This is a genomic window from Citrobacter sp. RHB35-C21, assembly GCF_013816515.1.
Taxonomy (GTDB): Bacteria; Pseudomonadota; Gammaproteobacteria; order Enterobacterales; family Enterobacteriaceae; genus Citrobacter; species Citrobacter braakii.
The window spans coordinates 249,637-267,255 of sequence record NZ_CP057147.1; the positions used below are offsets into that span (position 1 = coordinate 249,637).

Sequence of the window (17,619 nt, forward strand, 5' to 3'; positions counted from 1 at the left end):
TTACTGGATAACCAGCGTGTTAATGATGTTTTCTGCGGTAGTCTGCGCTTTTTGCTGATCGTCAGCAGGCAGCGTGATTTGCAGAGTCAGCAGTTGGTTATCGACTTTACCCAACACCACGGAAGAGTAAGCGGTCTGGCCTTTGGCCGAGATGATGCTGTCTAACTGCTGCAGCGTGTGGCCTTTCAGCTCAATAGATTTATTGGTGACGACCTGCAACTGCGGGTCGCGGCTACGCTGCTGATCTTCAAGGCGTTTTGCCAGCACAGCCAGGTCTTCGTTGGTATTGTCGCCAACAATCACAATCACCGCTTTCTGGCCGGTTGCGTCAGAATAAACGTGCATATTGTTCGCCTGGGTGCCCAGTTTGCCGCTCTGATCGGTCATATCCGCTGGCAGGGAAAAACTGAGTTTACCGTCCAACAGGCTGACCGGTTGTCCGGTGGCGCTACTTTCTGCGGCAGCACCCTCTGCTGGCGCTTTTGTATCGCTATTATCACAGGCCGCAAGCCCCATAACCAGCAGGCCAATACCGACATATTTAACCAGATTGCGCATTGACTTCTTCCTTTCGATAAACGGCCATAACGGCTCATTCGTCCATCTTATCACAACTCGGAAAATGAACCTTTAACTCGTCTGCAATGCAGAGATTTCGGATTTATCTGCCAGCCTTTTCAGTAACATATTCAGCAGCACGCCGTACATCGGCAGGAAGAAAATAATGCTGATCAGCACTTTGAAGCAGTAGTCAACCAGCGCGATTTCCATCCAGTGCTCGGCCATAAAGGCATCCGGGCTGCGCCAGAAAGCGATAAAGAAGAAGGCTAACGTATCGCTGATGTTGCCAAACAGCGTCGAAGCCGTTGGCGCCAGCCACCAGCGACGGTTCTGACGCAGGCGGTTAAAGACATGCACATCCAGAATTTGACCCAACGCGTAAGCCATAAAGCTGGCGGCGGCGATACGGGCGACAAACAGATTAAAGTGCAGCAGTGCGCCGAATCCCTGCCACGATCCCATATAGAACAGTGATGAAACGACATAGGAGATCAGCAGCGCGGGGATCATTACCGCAAAGATGATACGTCGTGCCAACGGTGCGCCAAAAATACGCACGGTCAGATCGGTCGCGAGGAAAATAAACGGAAAGCTGAAAGCGCCCCATGTGGTATGGAAACCAAAAATGGAGATCGGTAGCTGCACCAGATAGTTGCTGGAGGTGATCACCAGCAGATGAAATAGCGATAGCCAAAACAACGCTTTTACGCGTTGAGATTGTGTAAACGGAGTCATATTGTGACCTTTTTGTTGGATGGGGTGAGGGAACCCAATAAAAAACCGTCGCATGATACTGCTTTAAGAGCACATTGCAATGGTTGTTTTTCACGCAATCGTTAACCTGATTGGCTTACGCCACAACAGAGCGTAAAATAACGCCGTTTTTGAATGAACGAGACTACGATGAGCGATCTGTTTACCTCTCCCGACCATACTCTTGATGCCCAGGGGCTGCGCTGCCCGGAACCCGTAATGATGGTGCGTAAAACCGTGCGCGGCATGCAGGCGGGTGAAACGCTGCTGATTGTCGCCGACGATCCGGCGACAACCCGTGACATTCCTGGCTTCTGTACCTTTATGGAGCATGAGCTGGTGGCAAAAGAGACCGACTCTCTGCCGTACCGCTATCTGGTGCGCAAAGGCCAGTAATCTTAGCCGGATGGCGCTAATGCAACTGCCGTCCGACACAGACGCGTTATCCTTTACGTAGTAACCGCAGCGCGTTAGCGGTCACCAGTACCGTCGCCCCCGTATCTGCCAGCACCGCCAGCCACAGTCCGGTTATTCCGAGCAGCGTGGTGACGAGAAAAATCCCCTTCAGGCCTAGCGCAATCGCAATGTTCTGGTGAATATTGGCGTGGGTGGCGCGGGCTAACTGAATCATTTGCACCAGACCACGCAGGCGGTTGTGGGTCAGGGCTGCATCGGCGGTTTCCAGGGCGACATCGGTCCCGCTTCCCATCGCAATACCAATGGTGGCTGCTTTCATTGCCGGAGCGTCGTTGATGCCGTCGCCGACCATCGCCAGCGGCGACTGTTGGTTAAGATGGGTAACGGCCTGTACTTTATCTTCCGGTAATAGACCCGCTTTGAATTCGAGACCCAATTCACTGGCAATAGCGGCTGCCGCTCGCGGGTTATCGCCCGTCAGGATCACCCCTTTCACGCCAATCTGATTAAGCTCGCTGATGGCGCTACGGGCGTCGTCGCGCAGCGTGTCCTGTAAGGCCAGCACGCCGAGAACGGCATCGTTACGCAGCACCAGCACCACCGTTTGACCCGCGCTTTCCAGCTCGCTTATCTGCCCGGCAAAAGCATCGGCAGGCTGCTTACCGGCGGCGCAAATCAGCACGCATTCGCCGTTGACCAGTGCTTCAATGCCAGAGCCAACCAGCGCCCGCTGATCTTTTGCGACAGGGATAGTCAGTTCGCGTGTTTGGGCTTCCCGAACAATCGCCTGCGCCAGCGGGTGCGTCGCGCCTTGCTCTACTGCTGCCGCCAGCGCCAGCAGTTCTGCCTCGCCAATACCGCTTGCCGGGTGAATCGCCGTGACGCGCGGTTTACCGATGGTCAGGGTGCCGGTTTTATCAAACGCGACCTGCGTTATCCTACCCAACTGCTCCAGCGCGGCCCCGCCTTTGATTAACGCGCCACGACGTGCCGCGGCGGCAAGGCCAGAGGTAATGGCTGCGGGTGTGGAAATCACCAGCGCACATGGGCAGCCAATCAGCAGCAGCGTCAGCCCTTTATAAATCCACTCCTGCCAGGATGCGGCAAACAGCAGCGGTGGTACAAGGGTGACCAACAACGCAACCGCCATAATGGCTGGGGTGTAAATCCGGCTGAAACGGTCAATAAAGCGCTCAATGGGGGCGCGGCGTTCTTCCGCTTCTTCAATCAATTTCAGAATACGGTCAATGGCGCTGGCACCCGGTTCGGAGAGTACTTCCAGCGTTACCAGACGGTCCACGCTGGTGGCGCCCGCCGGGACTTTCTCGCCGGTGGCGCGCTCAACCGGTATCGATTCGCCGGTCAGGGCGCTTTCATCAAAGCTGGCAAATCCGGAGACCAGCTTGCCGTCGGCAGGTAAACGCCCACCCGCGGCAACCTCGATAACATCGCCTGGCTGGAGAGTATTGATAGCAACCTCTTCGCGCTCGCCGTTACGCAGGCGCGTGGCGGTTTCCGGCTTGAGCGCCATCAGTGCGCTGACCCCTTTACGGGCGCGGCTGGCGGCCCATCCTTCCAGGCGTTCGCCAATTAAAAACAGCAGTAGCACCATGGCGGCTTCTGCCGTCGCGCCGATAAACAGTGCGCCAATGGCGGCCACGCTCATCAACGTTTCAATGGCAAAGTAGCTGCCGGTTTTCATCAGACGCAGGGCCTGACGGGCAATGGGATACAGACCTACCAGCGTGGTGGCGATAAATGCTATCTGGCCAAAGGGGTGATTGAACTGCTCCAGCCCCCAGCTAATCGCCATCATGATAATCAGCGAAATCAGCGGCAGGTTCTCTTTAAACCGCGACTCGGGGGCGGCGTCTGGCGCTTGCTCATCGCGCAGGGTATAGCCTGCCTTTTGCACTGCGCTTTCAACTTGCAGGCGGATATCGGAACCCGCGTCGACTACCAGTTTTTCGGTGGCGAACAGAACCTGGACCTGGTTGACGCCGTTGACCTGGCGGACCGCATTCTCCACTTTTCGGGCGCAGGCTGCACAGTCCATGCCTGCCACTTTCCAGGAGTAGCGGGTACCCATTACGGTACCGGATACGGGTGGTGGGGTGGAGCAACTTCCTTCGCAGCAGCAGTCGTCAGCCTTTTGTGGCGCAGGCGCTAGCTTGAAAGAAGAAAATTGTGGGGCTTTTTTGCCACTGGAATCGGGTGTCGACATGGCATCCTCCGGTTGATAATCATTTCATATTAACCGGAGGATACACTCTGGAGTCGACTCCAGAGTCAAGCGTTTTAAAGATACAACGAACGAACAATCAGGAAATGTCCGGCGAAGTAGCAGGCGGCAGCAATTGCGTTATCGGCGCGGAAGCGGCGACGGTAATGGCTACCCAGCCAGACAATGTTGCCGATGAACAGGAGTGATGCGCCCATAAAAGCCGACAGCGCCGGAGCGGTCGGGCGGAAGAACCACAGCTCACCAGCCATCCAGACCATCATCAGCGTGATACCAATAAAGGTACAGATAGCGATGCGTAGCTCTTCCAGACGTGTCCAGATCACGGCAATCAGCAACGCCCCCAGCACCACCAGCACCAACGGCAAAGGCCAGAAGAACGACAGCGTCATTTGGCTGGCGAAGTAAATGGTATACAGCAGATGCGACAGGAAGAATGCCCCCACGGCATACAAAAGGCGTTGGCGCGGTAACAGCGTCAGCGCATCGCCCAGCAGCGAGGCAAGCAGGCCAGCCAGCACCAGATAGCTGACAGCGTTAAACATTGGCGCCTGCCAGGCCAGCAGCGCCAGCAGAAGTAAGGTTAGGGGTTTAAAGACCCAGCGTTGCCAGGTGGGCCCACGATAGGAAGCATCCACGAACAACCATGCGGAAAGGCAGACAGCGATAAACGACCAAAGCATCTTAATTCCTTGAATTCGTTATTTTTTCGTAAGCGGGGTGCTCACGGCTCTACTGTTCAGTGTAGAGGTCGACACTGCCAGATGACAACACCATAACAGGCAATGTATGCTTATTTCCGCATTTTCTGATGGGTTAATAATATGAGCAAACCACCACTTTTTTTCATTGTTATCATTGTCTTAATCGTTGTTGCTGCGTCGTTTCGCTTCGTTCAGCAGCGGCGTGAAAAAGCCGATAATGATACTGCGCCGTTAGTGCAAAAGCAGGTGGTGGTGAGTAACAAACGGGAAAAACCGCTTAACGATCGGCGATCCCGCCAGCAGGAAGTGAGCCCGGCGGGGACCAGCATGCGCTATGAAGTCAGTTTTAAGCCACAAAGTGGCGGCTTCGAGCAGACGTTTCGTCTGGATGCCCAGCAGTACCATGCGTTAACGGTCGGGGATAAGGGAACGCTGAGTTACAAAGGTTCGCGTTTTGTTGATTTTACAGTGAACGCTAAGGTTTCATCTGACTGATGCCGGATGGCGGCTTACGCTTTGTCCGGCCTGGAGATTTTGTCGCCCCGGCCTGCTAAGCGCCGCCGGGCGAAAAGATCACAGTTACTTTTTCAACTGATCTTTAATCTTCTTCTGCCAAACCAGTAACTCAAAGACGCCGAACAGAAAAATACGGATTTTCTCTCCGCGAGTCATCTGCGGGCCATCTTTAGGCATGGTGCTTTTTAACAGCGCCAGTTGCATGCCGTGCATTAGCACCATAAAAATCAGTGCGACGTTAACGAAGATGTTAAGCGGGCGTGGAAAGGGTTGGAAAATATTGAGTAGTAAAAATGCCCAGACGCACAACATCAGCAGGCGTCCCAGGTTAATCAGCATCGTGTTCTCCTCGTGCTTCACGTTGGTAAAGGCGATAGGCGACCTGTCCGGCGACTTTTTCGCGGTACAGCGACCAGTTCACCGGAACCGGCGGCAAACCGTTTTCTACTTCGCTTTCAACGTAAATATACGCTTCATTTGCCAGCCAGCCATGAGTTTCCAGAAGAGTTAAGGTTTCTTCCAGTAATCCTTTGCGAAACGGCGGGTCAACAAACACCACGTTATGCGGCGTACCCGTCTGGGCCAAAAATGTCAGGGTATTGGTGTTGACGACCCGGGCATGGGGGGCTTTCAGCGTGGCGAGATTGTTTTGTAGCTGCTGTGATACCGCGCGATCCATTTCCAGAAGCGTCGCATTTGCCGCATAGCGAGAGAGGGCTTCCAGCCCCAGCGCGCCGCTGCCGGCGAAGCAGTCCAGGCAGTGAGCATCGACCATTACCGGGGCCAGCCAGTTAAATAAGGTTTCGCGTACGCGGTCGGTGGTTGGGCGCAGACCGGGACTATCCGGAACCGGGAGTTTACGGCCACGCCATTGACCGCCAATAATGCGGATCTGGCCGCTACCAGAGTGATTCGGTTTTTTCATTTCAATTATTGCTCAATCCGCTGCTGACGTGTCATTCCAGGCGGTGATGTGAGTTAAGTTAACCCGTCGCCTTTCAAGTTACCTCTTCGTTGGCTGCACTTACTCACCCGAATCACTTACTAAAAGTAAGCTCATCGGGATTCGTGCGCTTGCCACCTTGACGTAACTCGAAATTCATTGGGTATAAGTGATAGACTATTTCATCATTTTTTTAGCTGCTATGTACATAGCGTTGACGCTGTGCCATGAAGCAACAGCGGGGGAGTGTAGTCGCAAATGGCGAAAGAGAAAAAACGTGGCTTTTTTTCCTGGCTGGGCTTTGGTCAAAAAGAGCAGGCACCGGAAAACGAGACAGAATTAAAAAACGAAGAACAACAACCGGTTGCTGAAGAAACTACCGTCGTTGACGAACAGCCGCGCGCCGAGGAAACCCGTAGCGAGGCGGAAACGGAAGCTTTTGCAGCTGAAGTTGTTGAAGTGACTGAACAGGTTGCGGAAATAGAAAAACTGCAGCCGGAAGCTGAACCTGTTGCCGAACAATCGCAGCCGGAGATTGAGCGGGTTGCTGAACCCGCTGCTGAACCCGCTGCTGAACCCGTAGTGGAAACGCCAGCGGCGACGGTTATCGAACGCGAAGAATTGCCGCTGCCGGAAGAGGTGAAAACCGAAGAGGTTTCTGCCGAAGAGTGGCAGGCCGAAGCGGAAACCGTGGAAATCGTTGAGGCGGTTGAAGAAGAAGCCGAAAACGAACCGCACCTGACTGATGAAGAGCTGGAAGCGCAGGCGCTGGCTGCTGAGGCAACTGAAGAAGCCGTGATGGTGGTGCCGGTAGAAGAACCTGCCGTAGAAGCACCGACAGAAGAAGAGGGAGTCCAGGAGCAGGAAAAACCAACGAAAGAAGGTTTCTTTGCGCGTCTGAAACGCAGCCTCCTGAAAACAAAAGAAAACCTTGGTTCCGGATTTATCAGTCTGTTCCGTGGTAAAAAGATCGACGATGATCTGTTTGAAGAGCTGGAAGAGCAACTGCTGATCGCCGACGTGGGCGTAGAAACGACCCGCAAGATTATTGCGAATCTGACGGAAGGTGCCAGCCGTAAGCAGCTCAAAGACGCGGAAGCGCTGTACGGCCTGCTGAAAGAAGAGATGGGCGAGATTCTGGCGAAGGTGGAAGAACCGCTGAATGTTGATGGCAAGACGCCGTTTGTTATCTTAATGGTTGGCGTCAACGGCGTGGGTAAAACCACCACTATCGGAAAGCTGGCGCGTCAGTTTGAGCAGCAGGGTAAATCGGTGATGCTGGCGGCGGGCGATACCTTCCGTGCGGCGGCGGTAGAGCAGCTGCAGGTCTGGGGTCAGCGTAACAACATCCCGGTGATTGCTCAGCATACCGGCGCGGATTCCGCGTCCGTCATCTTTGATGCCATCCAGGCGGCGAAGGCGCGTAATGTAGATGTGCTGATCGCTGATACCGCAGGGCGTTTGCAGAACAAATCGCACCTGATGGAAGAATTGAAAAAAATCGTTCGCGTCATGAAGAAGCTCGACGAAGATGCGCCGCATGAAGTTATGCTGACTATCGACGCCAGCACCGGGCAGAATGCGATAAGCCAGGCCAAACTGTTCCATGAAGCCGTGGGCTTAACCGGTATCACCCTGACTAAGCTGGACGGTACAGCGAAGGGCGGGGTCATCTTCTCGGTTGCCGATCAGTTTGGCATCCCTATCCGCTATATCGGTGTGGGCGAACGTATCGAGGATTTACGTCCGTTTAAAGCGGACGATTTTATAGAGGCACTTTTTGCCCGAGAGGATTAACAATGATTCGCTTTGAACATGTCAGCAAGGCCTATCTCGGTGGGAGACAAGCGCTGCAGGGAGTTACCTTCCATATGCAGCCTGGCGAGATGGCATTTCTGACCGGCCACTCTGGCGCGGGGAAAAGTACCCTGCTGAAGTTGATTTGTGGAATTGAACGGCCCAGCGCCGGGAAAATCTACTTCAGCGGGCATGACATCAGCCGTTTGAAAAACCGTGAAGTGCCGTTTCTGCGTCGTCAGATTGGCATGATTTTTCAGGATCACCACCTGTTGATGGACAGAACCGTGTTTGACAACGTGGCAATCCCGCTGATCATCGCGGGCGCCAGCGGGGACGATATTCGTCGTCGCGTGTCAGCGGCGCTGGATAAGGTCGGACTGTTGGACAAAGCGAAAAACTTCCCTATTCAGCTCTCCGGCGGTGAACAACAGCGCGTGGGCATCGCCCGTGCGGTGGTGAACAAACCGGCGGTATTGCTGGCGGATGAACCAACAGGGAACCTGGATGACGCGTTGTCGGAAGGGATCCTTCGCCTGTTTGAAGAGTTTAACCGCGTCGGGGTCACGGTATTAATGGCCACGCACGATATTGGCCTGATCTCCCGTCGCTCCTATCGCCAAATGGTTCTGAGCGATGGACATCTGCATGGAGGCCTGGCGCATGAATAGACGTGACGCTATTAATCAAATCAAACAGTTCGGTGGCCGACTGGATCGCTTCCGTAAATCGGGCGGCGCGCCGGGAGATGGCGGTCGTAACGCGCCAAAGCGGGCGAAAGCCGCGCCAAAGCCGAACTCGCGTAAAACCAATGTCTTTAACGAGCAGGTACGCTACGCGTTCCAGGGCGCGTTACAGGACCTGAAAAGCAAGCCGCTGGCGACGTTCCTGACGGTGATGGTTATTGCCATCTCCCTGACGCTGCCAAGCGTATGCTACATGGTTTATAAGAACGTCGATCATGCGGCAAGCCAGTATTATCCTTCTCCGCAGATCACCGTTTACCTGCAAAAAACGCTGGATGATGATGCAGCGGCGCGGGTAGTTGGTCAGTTGCAGGCCGAGCAGGGCGTGGAGAAAGTGAATTATCTTTCCCGCGATGACGCGCTGGGCGAATTCCGTAACTGGTCCGGCTTTGGCGGCGCGCTGGATATGCTGGAAGAGAACCCGCTACCGGCCGTGGCGGTGGTTATCCCGAAACTGGACTTCCAGGGCACGGAGTCGCTGAACACGCTGCGCGACCGTATCGCACAAATCAACGGTATTGATGAAGTGCGCATGGATGACAGCTGGTTTGCCCGTCTGGCGGCGCTGACGGGCCTTGTCGGACGCGTCTCCGCGATGATTGGCGTGCTGATGGTAGCGGCGGTCTTCCTCGTCATCGGTAACAGTGTGCGCCTGAGTATTTTTGCGCGTCGCGATACCATTAACGTGCAGAAACTGATTGGCGCGACGGATGGGTTTATCCTGCGTCCGTTCCTCTACGGCGGTGCGCTGCTCGGTTTTTCCGGCGCATTTCTTTCACTGATTTTGTCAGAAATTTTGGTGATGCGCCTGTCGTCAGCGGTAACTGAGGTGGCGCAGGTTTTTGGAACTAAGTTTGATATCAACGGCTTATCATTCGACGAATGCCTGTTATTGCTGCTGGTGTGCTCGATGATTGGCTGGGTGGCAGCCTGGCTTGCCACGGTTCAACATTTACGCCACTTTACCCCCGATTAAAAAATCTCTGGTATAATCTTTCCCTGCACTGAGTAGTTCGCTCTGCAGGGAAAGAGTCCCTGTTATCTCTTCCCAGCGTATTCATTGTGATGTCACATTTTGTGCGTAATCTATACACATTACGACATGGAACTTGTGGATAAAATCACTGTCTGATAAAAGATTGAATGATATTCTCGTTGCTCATAAGCTCTGGCATGGTTGTTGCTATTGGTTTTAGCCAACGCGTCAGATGAAAAGATTGAGAGGATTTGAATGACCAAAGAAATGCAAAATTTAGCTTTAGCCCCTGTTGGTAACCTGGAATCTTACATCCGGGCTGCGAACGCGTGGCCGATGTTGTCGGCTGACGAGGAGCGGGCACTTGCTGAAAAGCTGCATTACCAGGGCGATCTGGAAGCAGCTAAAACGCTGATCCTGTCTCACCTGCGCTTTGTTGTTCATGTTGCTCGTAATTATGCGGGCTATGGCCTGCCGCAGGCGGATCTGATTCAGGAAGGTAATATCGGCCTGATGAAAGCCGTGCGCCGTTTCAACCCGGAAGTGGGTGTGCGCCTGGTTTCTTTCGCCGTGCACTGGATCAAAGCTGAGATCCACGAATACGTTCTGCGTAACTGGCGTATCGTAAAAGTCGCGACCACCAAAGCGCAGCGTAAGCTGTTCTTTAACCTGCGTAAAACCAAGCAGCGTCTGGGCTGGTTCAATCAGGACGAAGTTGAAATGGTTGCTCGTGAGCTGGGTGTTTCCAGCAAAGACGTGCGCGAAATGGAATCCCGTATGGCGGCGCAGGACATGACGTTTGACATGTCTTCAGACGACGAGTCTGACAGCCAGCCGATGGCACCGGTTCTGTATCTGCAGGATAAATCATCTAACTTTGCCGACGGCATTGAAGAAGATAACTGGGAAGATCAGGCCGCGAACAAACTGACCCATGCAATGGAGGGTCTGGACGAGCGTAGCCAGGACATCATTCGCGCCCGTTGGCTGGACGAAGACAACAAGTCGACGTTGCAAGAACTGGCCGATCGCTACGGCGTCTCTGCTGAACGTGTTCGTCAGCTTGAAAAGAACGCCATGAAAAAACTGCGTGCGGCGATCGAAGCGTAATCACGCCGTTTAACGCATTGCCCCTATAACCCCTGGATGCCCATTCGGGGGTTTTTTATGTCTCATTGATACTTCAAACTGCTATCACGCTTTCCTCTGCCAGGTTTGCTTTTGCCTCTCTGGTGTTGTGGAGGGGGGGCGAAGTGATTGATGCCCCTGCGCTTGACAAGGTGACATGTTTGCCCGGTTTCTGGGCAAACATGTCACCTTAATGCAGACGAATACTGTCGGTAAAACTTATTGTGGCAGGAGATTATAGGCTGCCAGCATCTCTTTGATATCCTGAGTGATGATTTCATTCGGCATATGTATTGGTCTTCTGGTAATGCCTGCGGTGATCCCCATTAAGTTAAGAGCCTCTTTCATTACTGCAGGTGCGGTCATTTTCTTAATGTTCATACGCAGCGCATCGATCTTATTACGCTCTTCCTGTGCTTGATCCAACTGCCCCGCGATAAAGTAGTTATACAAATCTACTTCAATCTTCGGTAAAACATTTGATGTGGCTGCGACGCTGGCTACTGAACCTTCTTTAAATGCATCAAGCATCAGCGAATCTGAACCGTTCAATACTTTAAAATTTTTGTGTTTTGAAATCTCAAGGTACTGTTTTTGTACTTCAAATTTGCCACTGCTATCTTTGATTGCCACGATATTATCGATATCAGCCAGGCGATTCGCTGTTTCGTATTCAATACTTAGGCCCGTTTGCCCTGGGAGATTGTATAGAATAATAGGTGCTGCTGTGCTGGCCGCAATATCATAGTAATGTTTATATAAATCTTCCTGATTAGGCACCAGATAGTAGGGGGTTACAACTGAAATGTAATCTGCGCCAGCATCAACGAGTCGTTGAGTCAGAGCAATAGTTTGCTGTGTGCTACAGCAACCGGCACCGGCGCAAATAGTTACGTCATCACCCACTTCATCAACGACTGCTTTGGTGAGTTCTACTTTTTCATCATCTGATAACAGATGAAATTCACCGTTGGTGCCACAAATAAATAATCCATGAACACCATTGTTGACTAACCAGCGAGCCATCTTTCTTGCTGCCGGGATATCCATTTTTTCCGTTTCATCAAATGGTGTCACCATCGCAGTAATAATTCCCTTAAGTTCTTTCATTATCTTTTCTCCAGTTCGTTGGTAACATTTTTAATCGAGATTTGAATTGTGTTAAGATCTGCTTCCTGAGTAAACGAAGCCGCATGTGGCGTGATCGAGTAATTCATGAGTTGTTTTGTTTCTTCTTTTCGTTCTTTAAGTTCAATATCTTCACTAGCAAAAGAAATTTTATGAGTAATTAAAGCATTGTATAAACTATCTTCATCAATCAAACCGCCTCGTGCAGTATTTATTAATATTGCGGAAGGTTTCATTTTTTCGAATGCGTGCTGATCAATCATGTGCCTGGTGCTATCTAATAAAGGCAAATGAAGCGAGATAACATCACTGAGCTGATATACCTCATCTAACTCTTTAAAGTTTATATACGGAAAAACCTGACTCTGATTGATATAAGGGTCGTATGCAATGATCTCCATACCCATAGCGTTAGCGATTTGGGCTACATGTTTGCCAATAGCACCAAGGCCAATCAGCCCTAATGTCTTTTTATGTAACTCAGTACCCACCAATCTTACATCATTACTGCATTTAGCCTGTTGTTCGATTTCAACATACTTTCTGGCACTGGATAGCATCATTAGAATAGCCATTTCTGCTACCGATACAGAATTGGCGTTGAGTGCTTTATGCACCACAATATTTCTGCTGTTCGCATACTCAACGTTAATATTATCTAAACCAACACCATATTTTGAGATTACTTTTAGTTTTTTCGCACAATCTATAACGTCTTGATCTAAAGGGTCGTTGCCTGTAATAATAGCATCGGCATCTTTAATTTTTACCATCAACTCTTCTTTACTAAAACGTCTGCCGCTCGTATTACATTCGACGATATAACCTGCTGCCTGTAATTCATCCAGATATTTTTGCCCCTTACTAAGAAAGGGCCTTGGCGTTATAAGTATTTTTTTCATATTACAATAAACCGAAGAATGAAAAAATAAGACTTAAAGAGAGGATTGCTACCAGTATTCGTAGGAAATGCGGTCCACACTTCTGGATGTATATATAAATACCGAGAACCGCAACCAGGGGGAGTAAGTTAGGCACAATTTTGTCTAACATGTCCTGCAGGACAATAGTATTCCCCCCACCAGTAGTAATATGTAGTGGTGTCTTAATCTTTACATAAGTGGCAGAAAGCGCCCCCATCATCAACAGGCCGAACATACCTGCGCCTTCAATAATTTTATGGATACTGCCAGAGTGGAGTATCTCTAAAATTGACTCTTTCCCCTTTTTATAGCCAATATTAAGTGCAAATCGGCTAGCGAAGAACATATAGACAACTTGATAGATCAATGGCAGTAATGCGGCTAATACGTACCCTTGCAATACAAAAGGAATACATACCCCAATAACAATAGGTCGCAATGTGCCAAAATCTAACGTATCCCCGATACCTGAGACTGGACCCATTAGCCCCGTTTTTAAACTGGTCACTAATTGGGTTGTGGCTGTTCGCTGTTCTTCAGGTTCCTGGGATGCTTTTTCTTCTAGTGCGATAGTGATGCCGTTTACCACTGAGCCCCAGTTAGCTTGTGTGTTAAACATCGTCAAATGGCGCTGTAACGCTTTTGAAAGATCCCTCTCATTTGGGTATAGCTTAGCTAAAATCCCTGTCATTGAATTACAAAAGGCTAGAGCCTGTAACCGTTCAAAATTTAATGATGTTTCCGAGAAAGCATGCCATTTTAACCAGACAATCTGCACATCTCTATTCGTAATTGGTGAGCTTTCGGCTTCCTTTAAGTCGATATTATTAGCCATTTTGTGTTCCTTTCGCAGTTTTTGATTGCATGTATAAGAGAACAGCACATAAACCAAAAATGGATATCCCTATGGTGTTTAGCCCTGAATATGTGACCAAGAAGAAACCAATGATGAATAACGGGATGTATTGTTTTTTCCCGATCACAATGATAGTGATAGCAAAACCTAATGCTGGAAGAATATTACCAGCGATAGCTAAGCCGTTGGTGGTCCAGGAGGGTAACAGTTTGACAAATGAGGCAATAGCATCTGGGCCATACAAACAGGCAACGAAAACAGGAACGAAGCGCATAGGGAAGGCCAACAGAATAGGATAGATAGTTGCTACCCGCTGAATCCCTTTGATATCTGCTTTTTCGGCATAGCGATCGGCCATATGAACAAATGTGGTATTAACCGTTTTACGAACGTTTTCGAGAACAACCCCTAATAAACCTATTGGGATTGCCAACGAAATAGCTATTTCAGGTTTTATCCCCGCAGTAAGAGCAATAGGTATAGCGATGCAGGAGGCCAATCCCTCATCTGCTGGCGGGTTCCCACCAGGAGCAATACTACCTATATAGATCATCTGTAATGTCGCACCGACTGATAATGCAGTCGGCATATCATCAAAGATAATTCCCATAATGGGGGCAATAGATAACGGCATGCGCATGATTGAAAAGCCATACCATACCTTCGCTTGTGATATCCAATAAACTAAACCAATCAATATTGCTGTAGAAACGCCCATAAGTTCCTCTCCTTTTTAAGGTAACTTATTCTTTATTTTTTGCAGACTGGCTGGTTCTTCTTCTGGGATAGTCTGGAAATAAACTTTAATATTCCTGTCTTCTATGACTTGTAGTTTTTCTGCATCTTCTTTATTTATTGATATCTGATTAAAGACGATTTTTCTACCAGGGATGTTTTCTATGCCGCCTACTTGCAACTCTTCAAGTTCTAATCCGCCCTGAATAGTCTTTAATGCTGAATCAATAGATTTGAAAAGGATTAAAAGTTTGCCAGTATAAAAATTTTTCGCATTCCAGCGGGTTGTCGTTTCCTCAATGGATGTCATGATTACTTCGATGCCGCTGGGGGCCGCCATTTTATAAACTTCGGCTAAAAAAGGATCATTATATAATTCGTCATCAATAACTATTATTTTATCGGCGTTGCTCCTTTTCAGCCATTTGGTGATAACCTGTCCATGAATTAGGCGATAATCAATGCGGGCATGTACTATACTCATACTCTATTATCCTTTATTAAATTGATAACTTTGAACCATATCTTTACCGGCATCATGAATACATTGAACATATTCTTCGATGGTGATTTCTTTATCGGAGTCTTGTAACATATTCGCTTCAAGCAGCATGGCAAGGTTTACGCCGCTAATACAATGAATAGGGTATTCTCTGGAGAGAACCGTCGCTACATTTGATGGTGTTCCACCATATATATCGGTAAGAATAACGGTTTTAATATTAGGTCTGAGTATTTTCCTTGTTTGCTCCATTAACGTTTCTGGTGACATCCCGATGATCAGAGAAATAGCCGTTGTATTTTTCGTTTTGCCAACAATCATTTCACTACTGTTTAATAACTCTTTACCTGCGTCACCATGTGTTAATATGATGATATCATAGAGATTCAATGGTTATCTTCCTTATATATATAATCCATATGTTTGATTTATATTTTGTATGTAACAGATTCCATTCTTGAGAGTGGTTTCTGTTCTTTGAATATATATTGTTTTATGGATTTTTAAACGTTACCAAGATCACATATTGAATGTATTGACTAATATGGCTATTTCTAGCGGATGCATATAACGCATAACAAAATAATATAATATTTGGTTTTTGTAATTAATATTGTTATTTATATATATTCAACAATGCATCTTAATTAATATTATATTTTATATCGATGATATAAGGTCATATTATGGAGATGAAATTGATATTTATAGTTTTGTCACCTATATGTTATGTCATCGCAAAAATTCACGTTTCAAATCCATAAAAATGGGGTATGTTTTAGCAGAGTATGCTGAAAATGCACGGTCAGCATGCCTAAATATCAATGTCTTATACTTGGTGTGACGCCAATATCAGAATAATGTGCTAAATAACAACATCACAACAAATGCAACAACCATAACAATGAGGAACCTCAGGATGAAAATGAAGGGTAAAGCGTTACTGGCAGGATGTATTGCACTCGCATTCAGCAACATGGCATTAGCAGAAGATATTAAAATTGCTGTTGTGGGGGCGATGTCTGGCCCGGTAGCGCAGTATGGCGATCAGGAATTTACCGGCGCAGAGCAGGCAATTGCGGATATCAACGCCAAGGGCGGCGTGAAAGGTGACAAACTGGTCATGGTGAAATATGACGATGCCTGTGACCCGAAACAAGCGGTAGCGGTTGCGAACAAAGTGGTCAACGACGGGATTAAATACGTAATCGGTCACCTGTGCTCTTCTTCCACTCAGCCTGCGTCAGACATCTATGAAGACGAAGGCATTCTGATGATCACCCCAGCGGCAACGGCGCCGGAGCTGACCGCGCGCGGCTATAGCCTGGTAATGCGTACCACGGGTCTGGATTCCGATCAGGGCCCAACGGCCGCCAAATATATCGTTGAAAAAGTGAAGCCGCAGCGCATCGCGATTATTCATGATAAGCAGCAGTACGGTGAAGGTCTGGCCCGCGCGGTGCAGGATGGCCTGAAAAAGGGTAACGCCAACGTGGTGTTCTTTGACGGGATCACCGCCGGGGAAAAAGATTTTTCTACGCTGGTAGCGCGTTTGAAGAAAGAGAATATCGATTTCGTTTACTACGGCGGTTACCACCCGGAAATGGGGCAAATCCTGCGCCAGGCACGCGCCGCGGGTCTGAAAACCCAGTTTATGGGGCCAGAAGGTGTAGCGAACGTGTCGCTGTCTAACATCGCCGGTGAATCTGCAGAAGGCTTACTGGTAACGAAACCGAAGAACTACGACCAGGTTCCGGCGAACAAACCCATCGTAGATGCTATCAAAGCCAAGAAACAGGATCCGAGCGGCGCATTCGTATGGACCACCTACGCCGCGCTGCAATCTTTGCAGGCCGGTCTGAACCAGTCTGACGATCCCGCTGAAATTGCCAAGTATCTGAAAGCAAACTCGGTGGAAACCGTGATGGGGCCGCTGTCATGGGATGCGAAGGGCGACCTGAAAGGCTTCGAATTCGGTGTGTTTGACTGGCATGCAAACGGGACGGCGACAGACGCCAAGTGATTTTCCCGGCGCCTTTCGTGCCGCAGGTGTGTTGGCTGCGTTATTCAACCCCGGTCACTTACTTATGTAAGCTCCGGGGATTTTATAACTTGCCGCCTGCCTGCAACACAAAATTCTTGGGAAAATACTCGTAATACAATTGGTTGGGGGCGGTTTTCTACCGTTTCTCCCAGCCATTTTCCTGGGCCGTAAACCCTAACACCTGCATAAATGCGGCCATCACGCTGCGGTCTTCAACGCCGACGTCGGCCATCCACCACGAACTCACGTCAGGGTTTTCCCGGATCACTTCTTCGATCAAATACTGCCCGACGCCGCGACGGCGAGTGATATCGCGCACGCGCAATGAATCCAGTGCGCCTTGTGTGCCGCTCAGGGTTACCCGCACGGCACCTAACAGACGCTCGTTAAAGCGTGCGGCGTAGATCCGGTGCGTTTCATCTACGCTTAATGATGAGGCGGAATATTCCGGCCAGATTTTGCCCAGATCAATCAGCTCCTGGTCGCTAAAGTTATCTAAACGAACGATGGTCAGCTTCATTAACAGCATGTCCAAATCACAAAAGATGGAATCAGTGTACCGAAATAATTCGCCCGGATGCTTTCTCTTTTTAATGCGATTAACCAGGTTAATAGTTTTGTAACAACGACAATGACAGATTGAAACAG

Annotated in this window: 20 protein-coding genes; 7 read left to right on the plus strand and 13 right to left on the minus strand. The window is 49.6% G+C overall.

Annotation, left to right across the window (positions count from 1 at the left end; all coding sequences use genetic code 11):
• A complete protein-coding gene (locus HVZ39_RS01165) occupies window positions 1–558 on the minus strand; it encodes a DcrB family lipoprotein (RefSeq protein ID WP_016154847.1) in 558 nt (185 codons plus the stop codon).
• Between the two features lie 72 nt (window positions 559–630).
• Window positions 631–1,296: a 7-cyano-7-deazaguanine/7-aminomethyl-7-deazaguanine transporter gene (locus tag HVZ39_RS01170; RefSeq protein WP_019078120.1), complete on the minus strand. Its 666-nt coding sequence runs from the start codon at window positions 1,294–1,296 to the stop codon at window positions 631–633.
• Window positions 1,297–1,464: 168 nt separating this feature from the next.
• Between HVZ39_RS01170 and tusA the strand changes: the two genes are divergently transcribed.
• Window positions 1,465–1,710, plus strand: a complete 246-nt coding sequence (gene tusA / locus HVZ39_RS01175) for a sulfurtransferase TusA (RefSeq protein WP_003827551.1) — start codon at window positions 1,465–1,467, stop codon at window positions 1,708–1,710.
• 46 nt (window positions 1,711–1,756) lie between these two features.
• Here tusA and zntA read toward each other — a convergent pair whose 3' ends face one another.
• On the minus strand, window positions 1,757–3,955 hold the full coding sequence (gene zntA, locus HVZ39_RS01180) for a Zn(II)/Cd(II)/Pb(II) translocating P-type ATPase ZntA (RefSeq protein ID WP_181633135.1): 2,199 nt from the start codon (window positions 3,953–3,955) through the stop codon (window positions 1,757–1,759).
• A gap of 74 nt (window positions 3,956–4,029) precedes the next feature.
• Complete coding sequence (locus tag HVZ39_RS01185) at window positions 4,030–4,656, minus strand: lysoplasmalogenase (RefSeq protein ID WP_181633136.1); 627 nt, start codon at window positions 4,654–4,656, stop codon at window positions 4,030–4,032.
• 141 nt (window positions 4,657–4,797) lie between these two features.
• Here HVZ39_RS01185 and HVZ39_RS01190 point away from each other — a divergent pair, with 141 nt between their 5' ends.
• On the plus strand, window positions 4,798–5,172 hold the full coding sequence (locus HVZ39_RS01190) for a DUF2500 domain-containing protein (protein ID WP_016154843.1): 375 nt from the start codon (window positions 4,798–4,800) through the stop codon (window positions 5,170–5,172).
• An 84-nt stretch (window positions 5,173–5,256) separates the two neighbouring features.
• On the opposite strand, the gene HVZ39_RS01195 is transcribed toward HVZ39_RS01190, so the two are convergent.
• Both HVZ39_RS01195 and rsmD read right to left on the minus strand, forming a co-directional pair.
• Window positions 5,257–5,532: a DUF1145 family protein gene (locus tag HVZ39_RS01195; protein WP_016154842.1), complete on the minus strand. Its 276-nt coding sequence runs from the start codon at window positions 5,530–5,532 to the stop codon at window positions 5,257–5,259.
• A complete protein-coding gene (gene rsmD / locus HVZ39_RS01200; protein WP_016157666.1) occupies window positions 5,522–6,118 on the minus strand; it encodes a 16S rRNA (guanine(966)-N(2))-methyltransferase in 597 nt (198 codons plus the stop codon). Before rsmD ends, HVZ39_RS01195 begins: the two co-directional genes overlap by 11 nt.
• Before the next feature lie 276 nt (window positions 6,119–6,394).
• Between rsmD and ftsY the strand changes: the two genes are divergently transcribed.
• The 4 genes from ftsY (at window position 6,395) to rpoH (ending at window position 10,765) form a co-directional block, all read left to right on the plus strand.
• Window positions 6,395–7,933 (plus strand): signal recognition particle-docking protein FtsY, encoded by a 1,539-nt coding sequence (ftsY, locus tag HVZ39_RS01205; protein ID WP_181633137.1) that lies wholly within the window; start codon window positions 6,395–6,397, stop codon window positions 7,931–7,933.
• A 2-nt stretch (window positions 7,934–7,935) separates the two neighbouring features.
• Window positions 7,936–8,604, plus strand: coding sequence for a cell division ATP-binding protein FtsE (gene ftsE, locus HVZ39_RS01210; RefSeq protein ID WP_003023420.1), 669 nt, complete (start codon window positions 7,936–7,938; stop codon window positions 8,602–8,604).
• Window positions 8,597–9,655: a permease-like cell division protein FtsX gene (gene ftsX / locus HVZ39_RS01215; protein ID WP_016154839.1), complete on the plus strand. Its 1,059-nt coding sequence runs from the start codon at window positions 8,597–8,599 to the stop codon at window positions 9,653–9,655. The genes ftsE and ftsX overlap by 8 nt, the downstream gene beginning before the upstream one ends.
• Before the next feature lie 255 nt (window positions 9,656–9,910).
• Window positions 9,911–10,765: an RNA polymerase sigma factor RpoH gene (gene rpoH, locus HVZ39_RS01220; RefSeq protein WP_003023425.1), complete on the plus strand. Its 855-nt coding sequence runs from the start codon at window positions 9,911–9,913 to the stop codon at window positions 10,763–10,765.
• Window positions 10,766–11,002: 237 nt separating this feature from the next.
• Here the strand turns inward: rpoH and dapA are convergent, their stop codons facing one another.
• From dapA to HVZ39_RS01250, 6 genes are read right to left on the minus strand one after another with little or no spacing between them, the layout of a single operon-like run.
• Window positions 11,003–11,893, minus strand: coding sequence for a 4-hydroxy-tetrahydrodipicolinate synthase (dapA, locus tag HVZ39_RS01225; protein WP_101700400.1), 891 nt, complete (start codon window positions 11,891–11,893; stop codon window positions 11,003–11,005).
• Complete coding sequence (locus HVZ39_RS01230; protein ID WP_181633138.1) at window positions 11,893–12,813, minus strand: phosphoglycerate dehydrogenase; 921 nt, start codon at window positions 12,811–12,813, stop codon at window positions 11,893–11,895. The genes dapA and HVZ39_RS01230 overlap by 1 nt, the downstream gene beginning before the upstream one ends.
• Window position 12,814: 1 nt before the next feature.
• Window positions 12,815–13,669: a PTS system mannose/fructose/sorbose family transporter subunit IID gene (locus HVZ39_RS01235; protein ID WP_101700398.1), complete on the minus strand. Its 855-nt coding sequence runs from the start codon at window positions 13,667–13,669 to the stop codon at window positions 12,815–12,817.
• Complete coding sequence (locus HVZ39_RS01240; protein WP_101700397.1) at window positions 13,662–14,408, minus strand: PTS sugar transporter subunit IIC; 747 nt, start codon at window positions 14,406–14,408, stop codon at window positions 13,662–13,664. Before HVZ39_RS01240 ends, HVZ39_RS01235 begins: the two co-directional genes overlap by 8 nt.
• A gap of 15 nt (window positions 14,409–14,423) precedes the next feature.
• On the minus strand, window positions 14,424–14,909 hold the full coding sequence (locus tag HVZ39_RS01245; RefSeq protein ID WP_181633139.1) for a PTS sugar transporter subunit IIB: 486 nt from the start codon (window positions 14,907–14,909) through the stop codon (window positions 14,424–14,426).
• A 6-nt stretch (window positions 14,910–14,915) separates the two neighbouring features.
• Entirely contained in the window at window positions 14,916–15,317 is a 402-nt protein-coding gene (locus tag HVZ39_RS01250) for a PTS sugar transporter subunit IIA (RefSeq protein WP_047501419.1), read from the minus strand.
• A 529-nt stretch (window positions 15,318–15,846) separates the two neighbouring features.
• Here HVZ39_RS01250 and livJ point away from each other — a divergent pair.
• Window positions 15,847–16,950 carry a branched chain amino acid ABC transporter substrate-binding protein LivJ gene (gene livJ, locus HVZ39_RS01255; protein WP_101700395.1) on the plus strand — a complete coding sequence of 368 codons (1,104 nt, stop codon included), beginning with the start codon at window positions 15,847–15,849 and terminating at the stop codon, window positions 16,948–16,950.
• Between the two features lie 157 nt (window positions 16,951–17,107).
• On the opposite strand, the gene panM is transcribed toward livJ, so the two are convergent.
• Window positions 17,108–17,491 (minus strand): aspartate 1-decarboxylase autocleavage activator PanM, encoded by a 384-nt coding sequence (gene panM, locus HVZ39_RS01260; protein WP_181633675.1) that lies wholly within the window; start codon window positions 17,489–17,491, stop codon window positions 17,108–17,110.
• Window positions 17,492–17,619 lie beyond the last annotated feature (128 nt).

Bases quoted from the DNA above. Each gene is read 5' to 3' on its own strand.
- HVZ39_RS01195 (WP_016154842.1), bottom strand. From the start codon at position 5,532: ATGCTGATTAACCTGGGACGCCTGCTGATGTTGTGCGTCTGGGCATTT.
- tusA (WP_003827551.1), top strand. From the start codon at position 1,465: ATGAGCGATCTGTTTACCTCTCCCGACCATACTCTTGATGCCCAGGGG.
- HVZ39_RS01230 (WP_181633138.1), bottom strand. From the start codon at position 12,813: ATGAAAAAAATACTTATAACGCCAAGGCCCTTTCTTAGTAAGGGGCAA.
- rsmD (WP_016157666.1), bottom strand. From the start codon at position 6,118: ATGAAAAAACCGAATCACTCTGGTAGCGGCCAGATCCGCATTATTGGC.
- HVZ39_RS01190 (WP_016154843.1), top strand. From the start codon at position 4,798: ATGAGCAAACCACCACTTTTTTTCATTGTTATCATTGTCTTAATCGTT.
- dapA (WP_101700400.1), bottom strand. From the start codon at position 11,893: ATGAAAGAACTTAAGGGAATTATTACTGCGATGGTGACACCATTTGAT.
- HVZ39_RS01245 (WP_181633139.1), bottom strand. From the start codon at position 14,909: ATGAGTATAGTACATGCCCGCATTGATTATCGCCTAATTCATGGACAG.
- livJ (WP_101700395.1), top strand. From the start codon at position 15,847: ATGAAAATGAAGGGTAAAGCGTTACTGGCAGGATGTATTGCACTCGCA.
- rpoH (WP_003023425.1), top strand. From the start codon at position 9,911: ATGACCAAAGAAATGCAAAATTTAGCTTTAGCCCCTGTTGGTAACCTG.
- HVZ39_RS01235 (WP_101700398.1), bottom strand. From the start codon at position 13,669: ATGGCTAATAATATCGACTTAAAGGAAGCCGAAAGCTCACCAATTACG.
- HVZ39_RS01170 (WP_019078120.1), bottom strand. From the start codon at position 1,296: ATGACTCCGTTTACACAATCTCAACGCGTAAAAGCGTTGTTTTGGCTA.
- HVZ39_RS01185 (WP_181633136.1), bottom strand. From the start codon at position 4,656: ATGCTTTGGTCGTTTATCGCTGTCTGCCTTTCCGCATGGTTGTTCGTG.
- ftsY (WP_181633137.1), top strand. From the start codon at position 6,395: ATGGCGAAAGAGAAAAAACGTGGCTTTTTTTCCTGGCTGGGCTTTGGT.
- zntA (WP_181633135.1), bottom strand. From the start codon at position 3,955: ATGTCGACACCCGATTCCAGTGGCAAAAAAGCCCCACAATTTTCTTCT.
- ftsX (WP_016154839.1), top strand. From the start codon at position 8,597: ATGAATAGACGTGACGCTATTAATCAAATCAAACAGTTCGGTGGCCGA.
- HVZ39_RS01240 (WP_101700397.1), bottom strand. From the start codon at position 14,408: ATGGGCGTTTCTACAGCAATATTGATTGGTTTAGTTTATTGGATATCA.
- ftsE (WP_003023420.1), top strand. From the start codon at position 7,936: ATGATTCGCTTTGAACATGTCAGCAAGGCCTATCTCGGTGGGAGACAA.
- HVZ39_RS01165 (WP_016154847.1), bottom strand. From the start codon at position 558: ATGCGCAATCTGGTTAAATATGTCGGTATTGGCCTGCTGGTTATGGGG.
- panM (WP_181633675.1), bottom strand. From the start codon at position 17,491: ATGAAGCTGACCATCGTTCGTTTAGATAACTTTAGCGACCAGGAGCTG.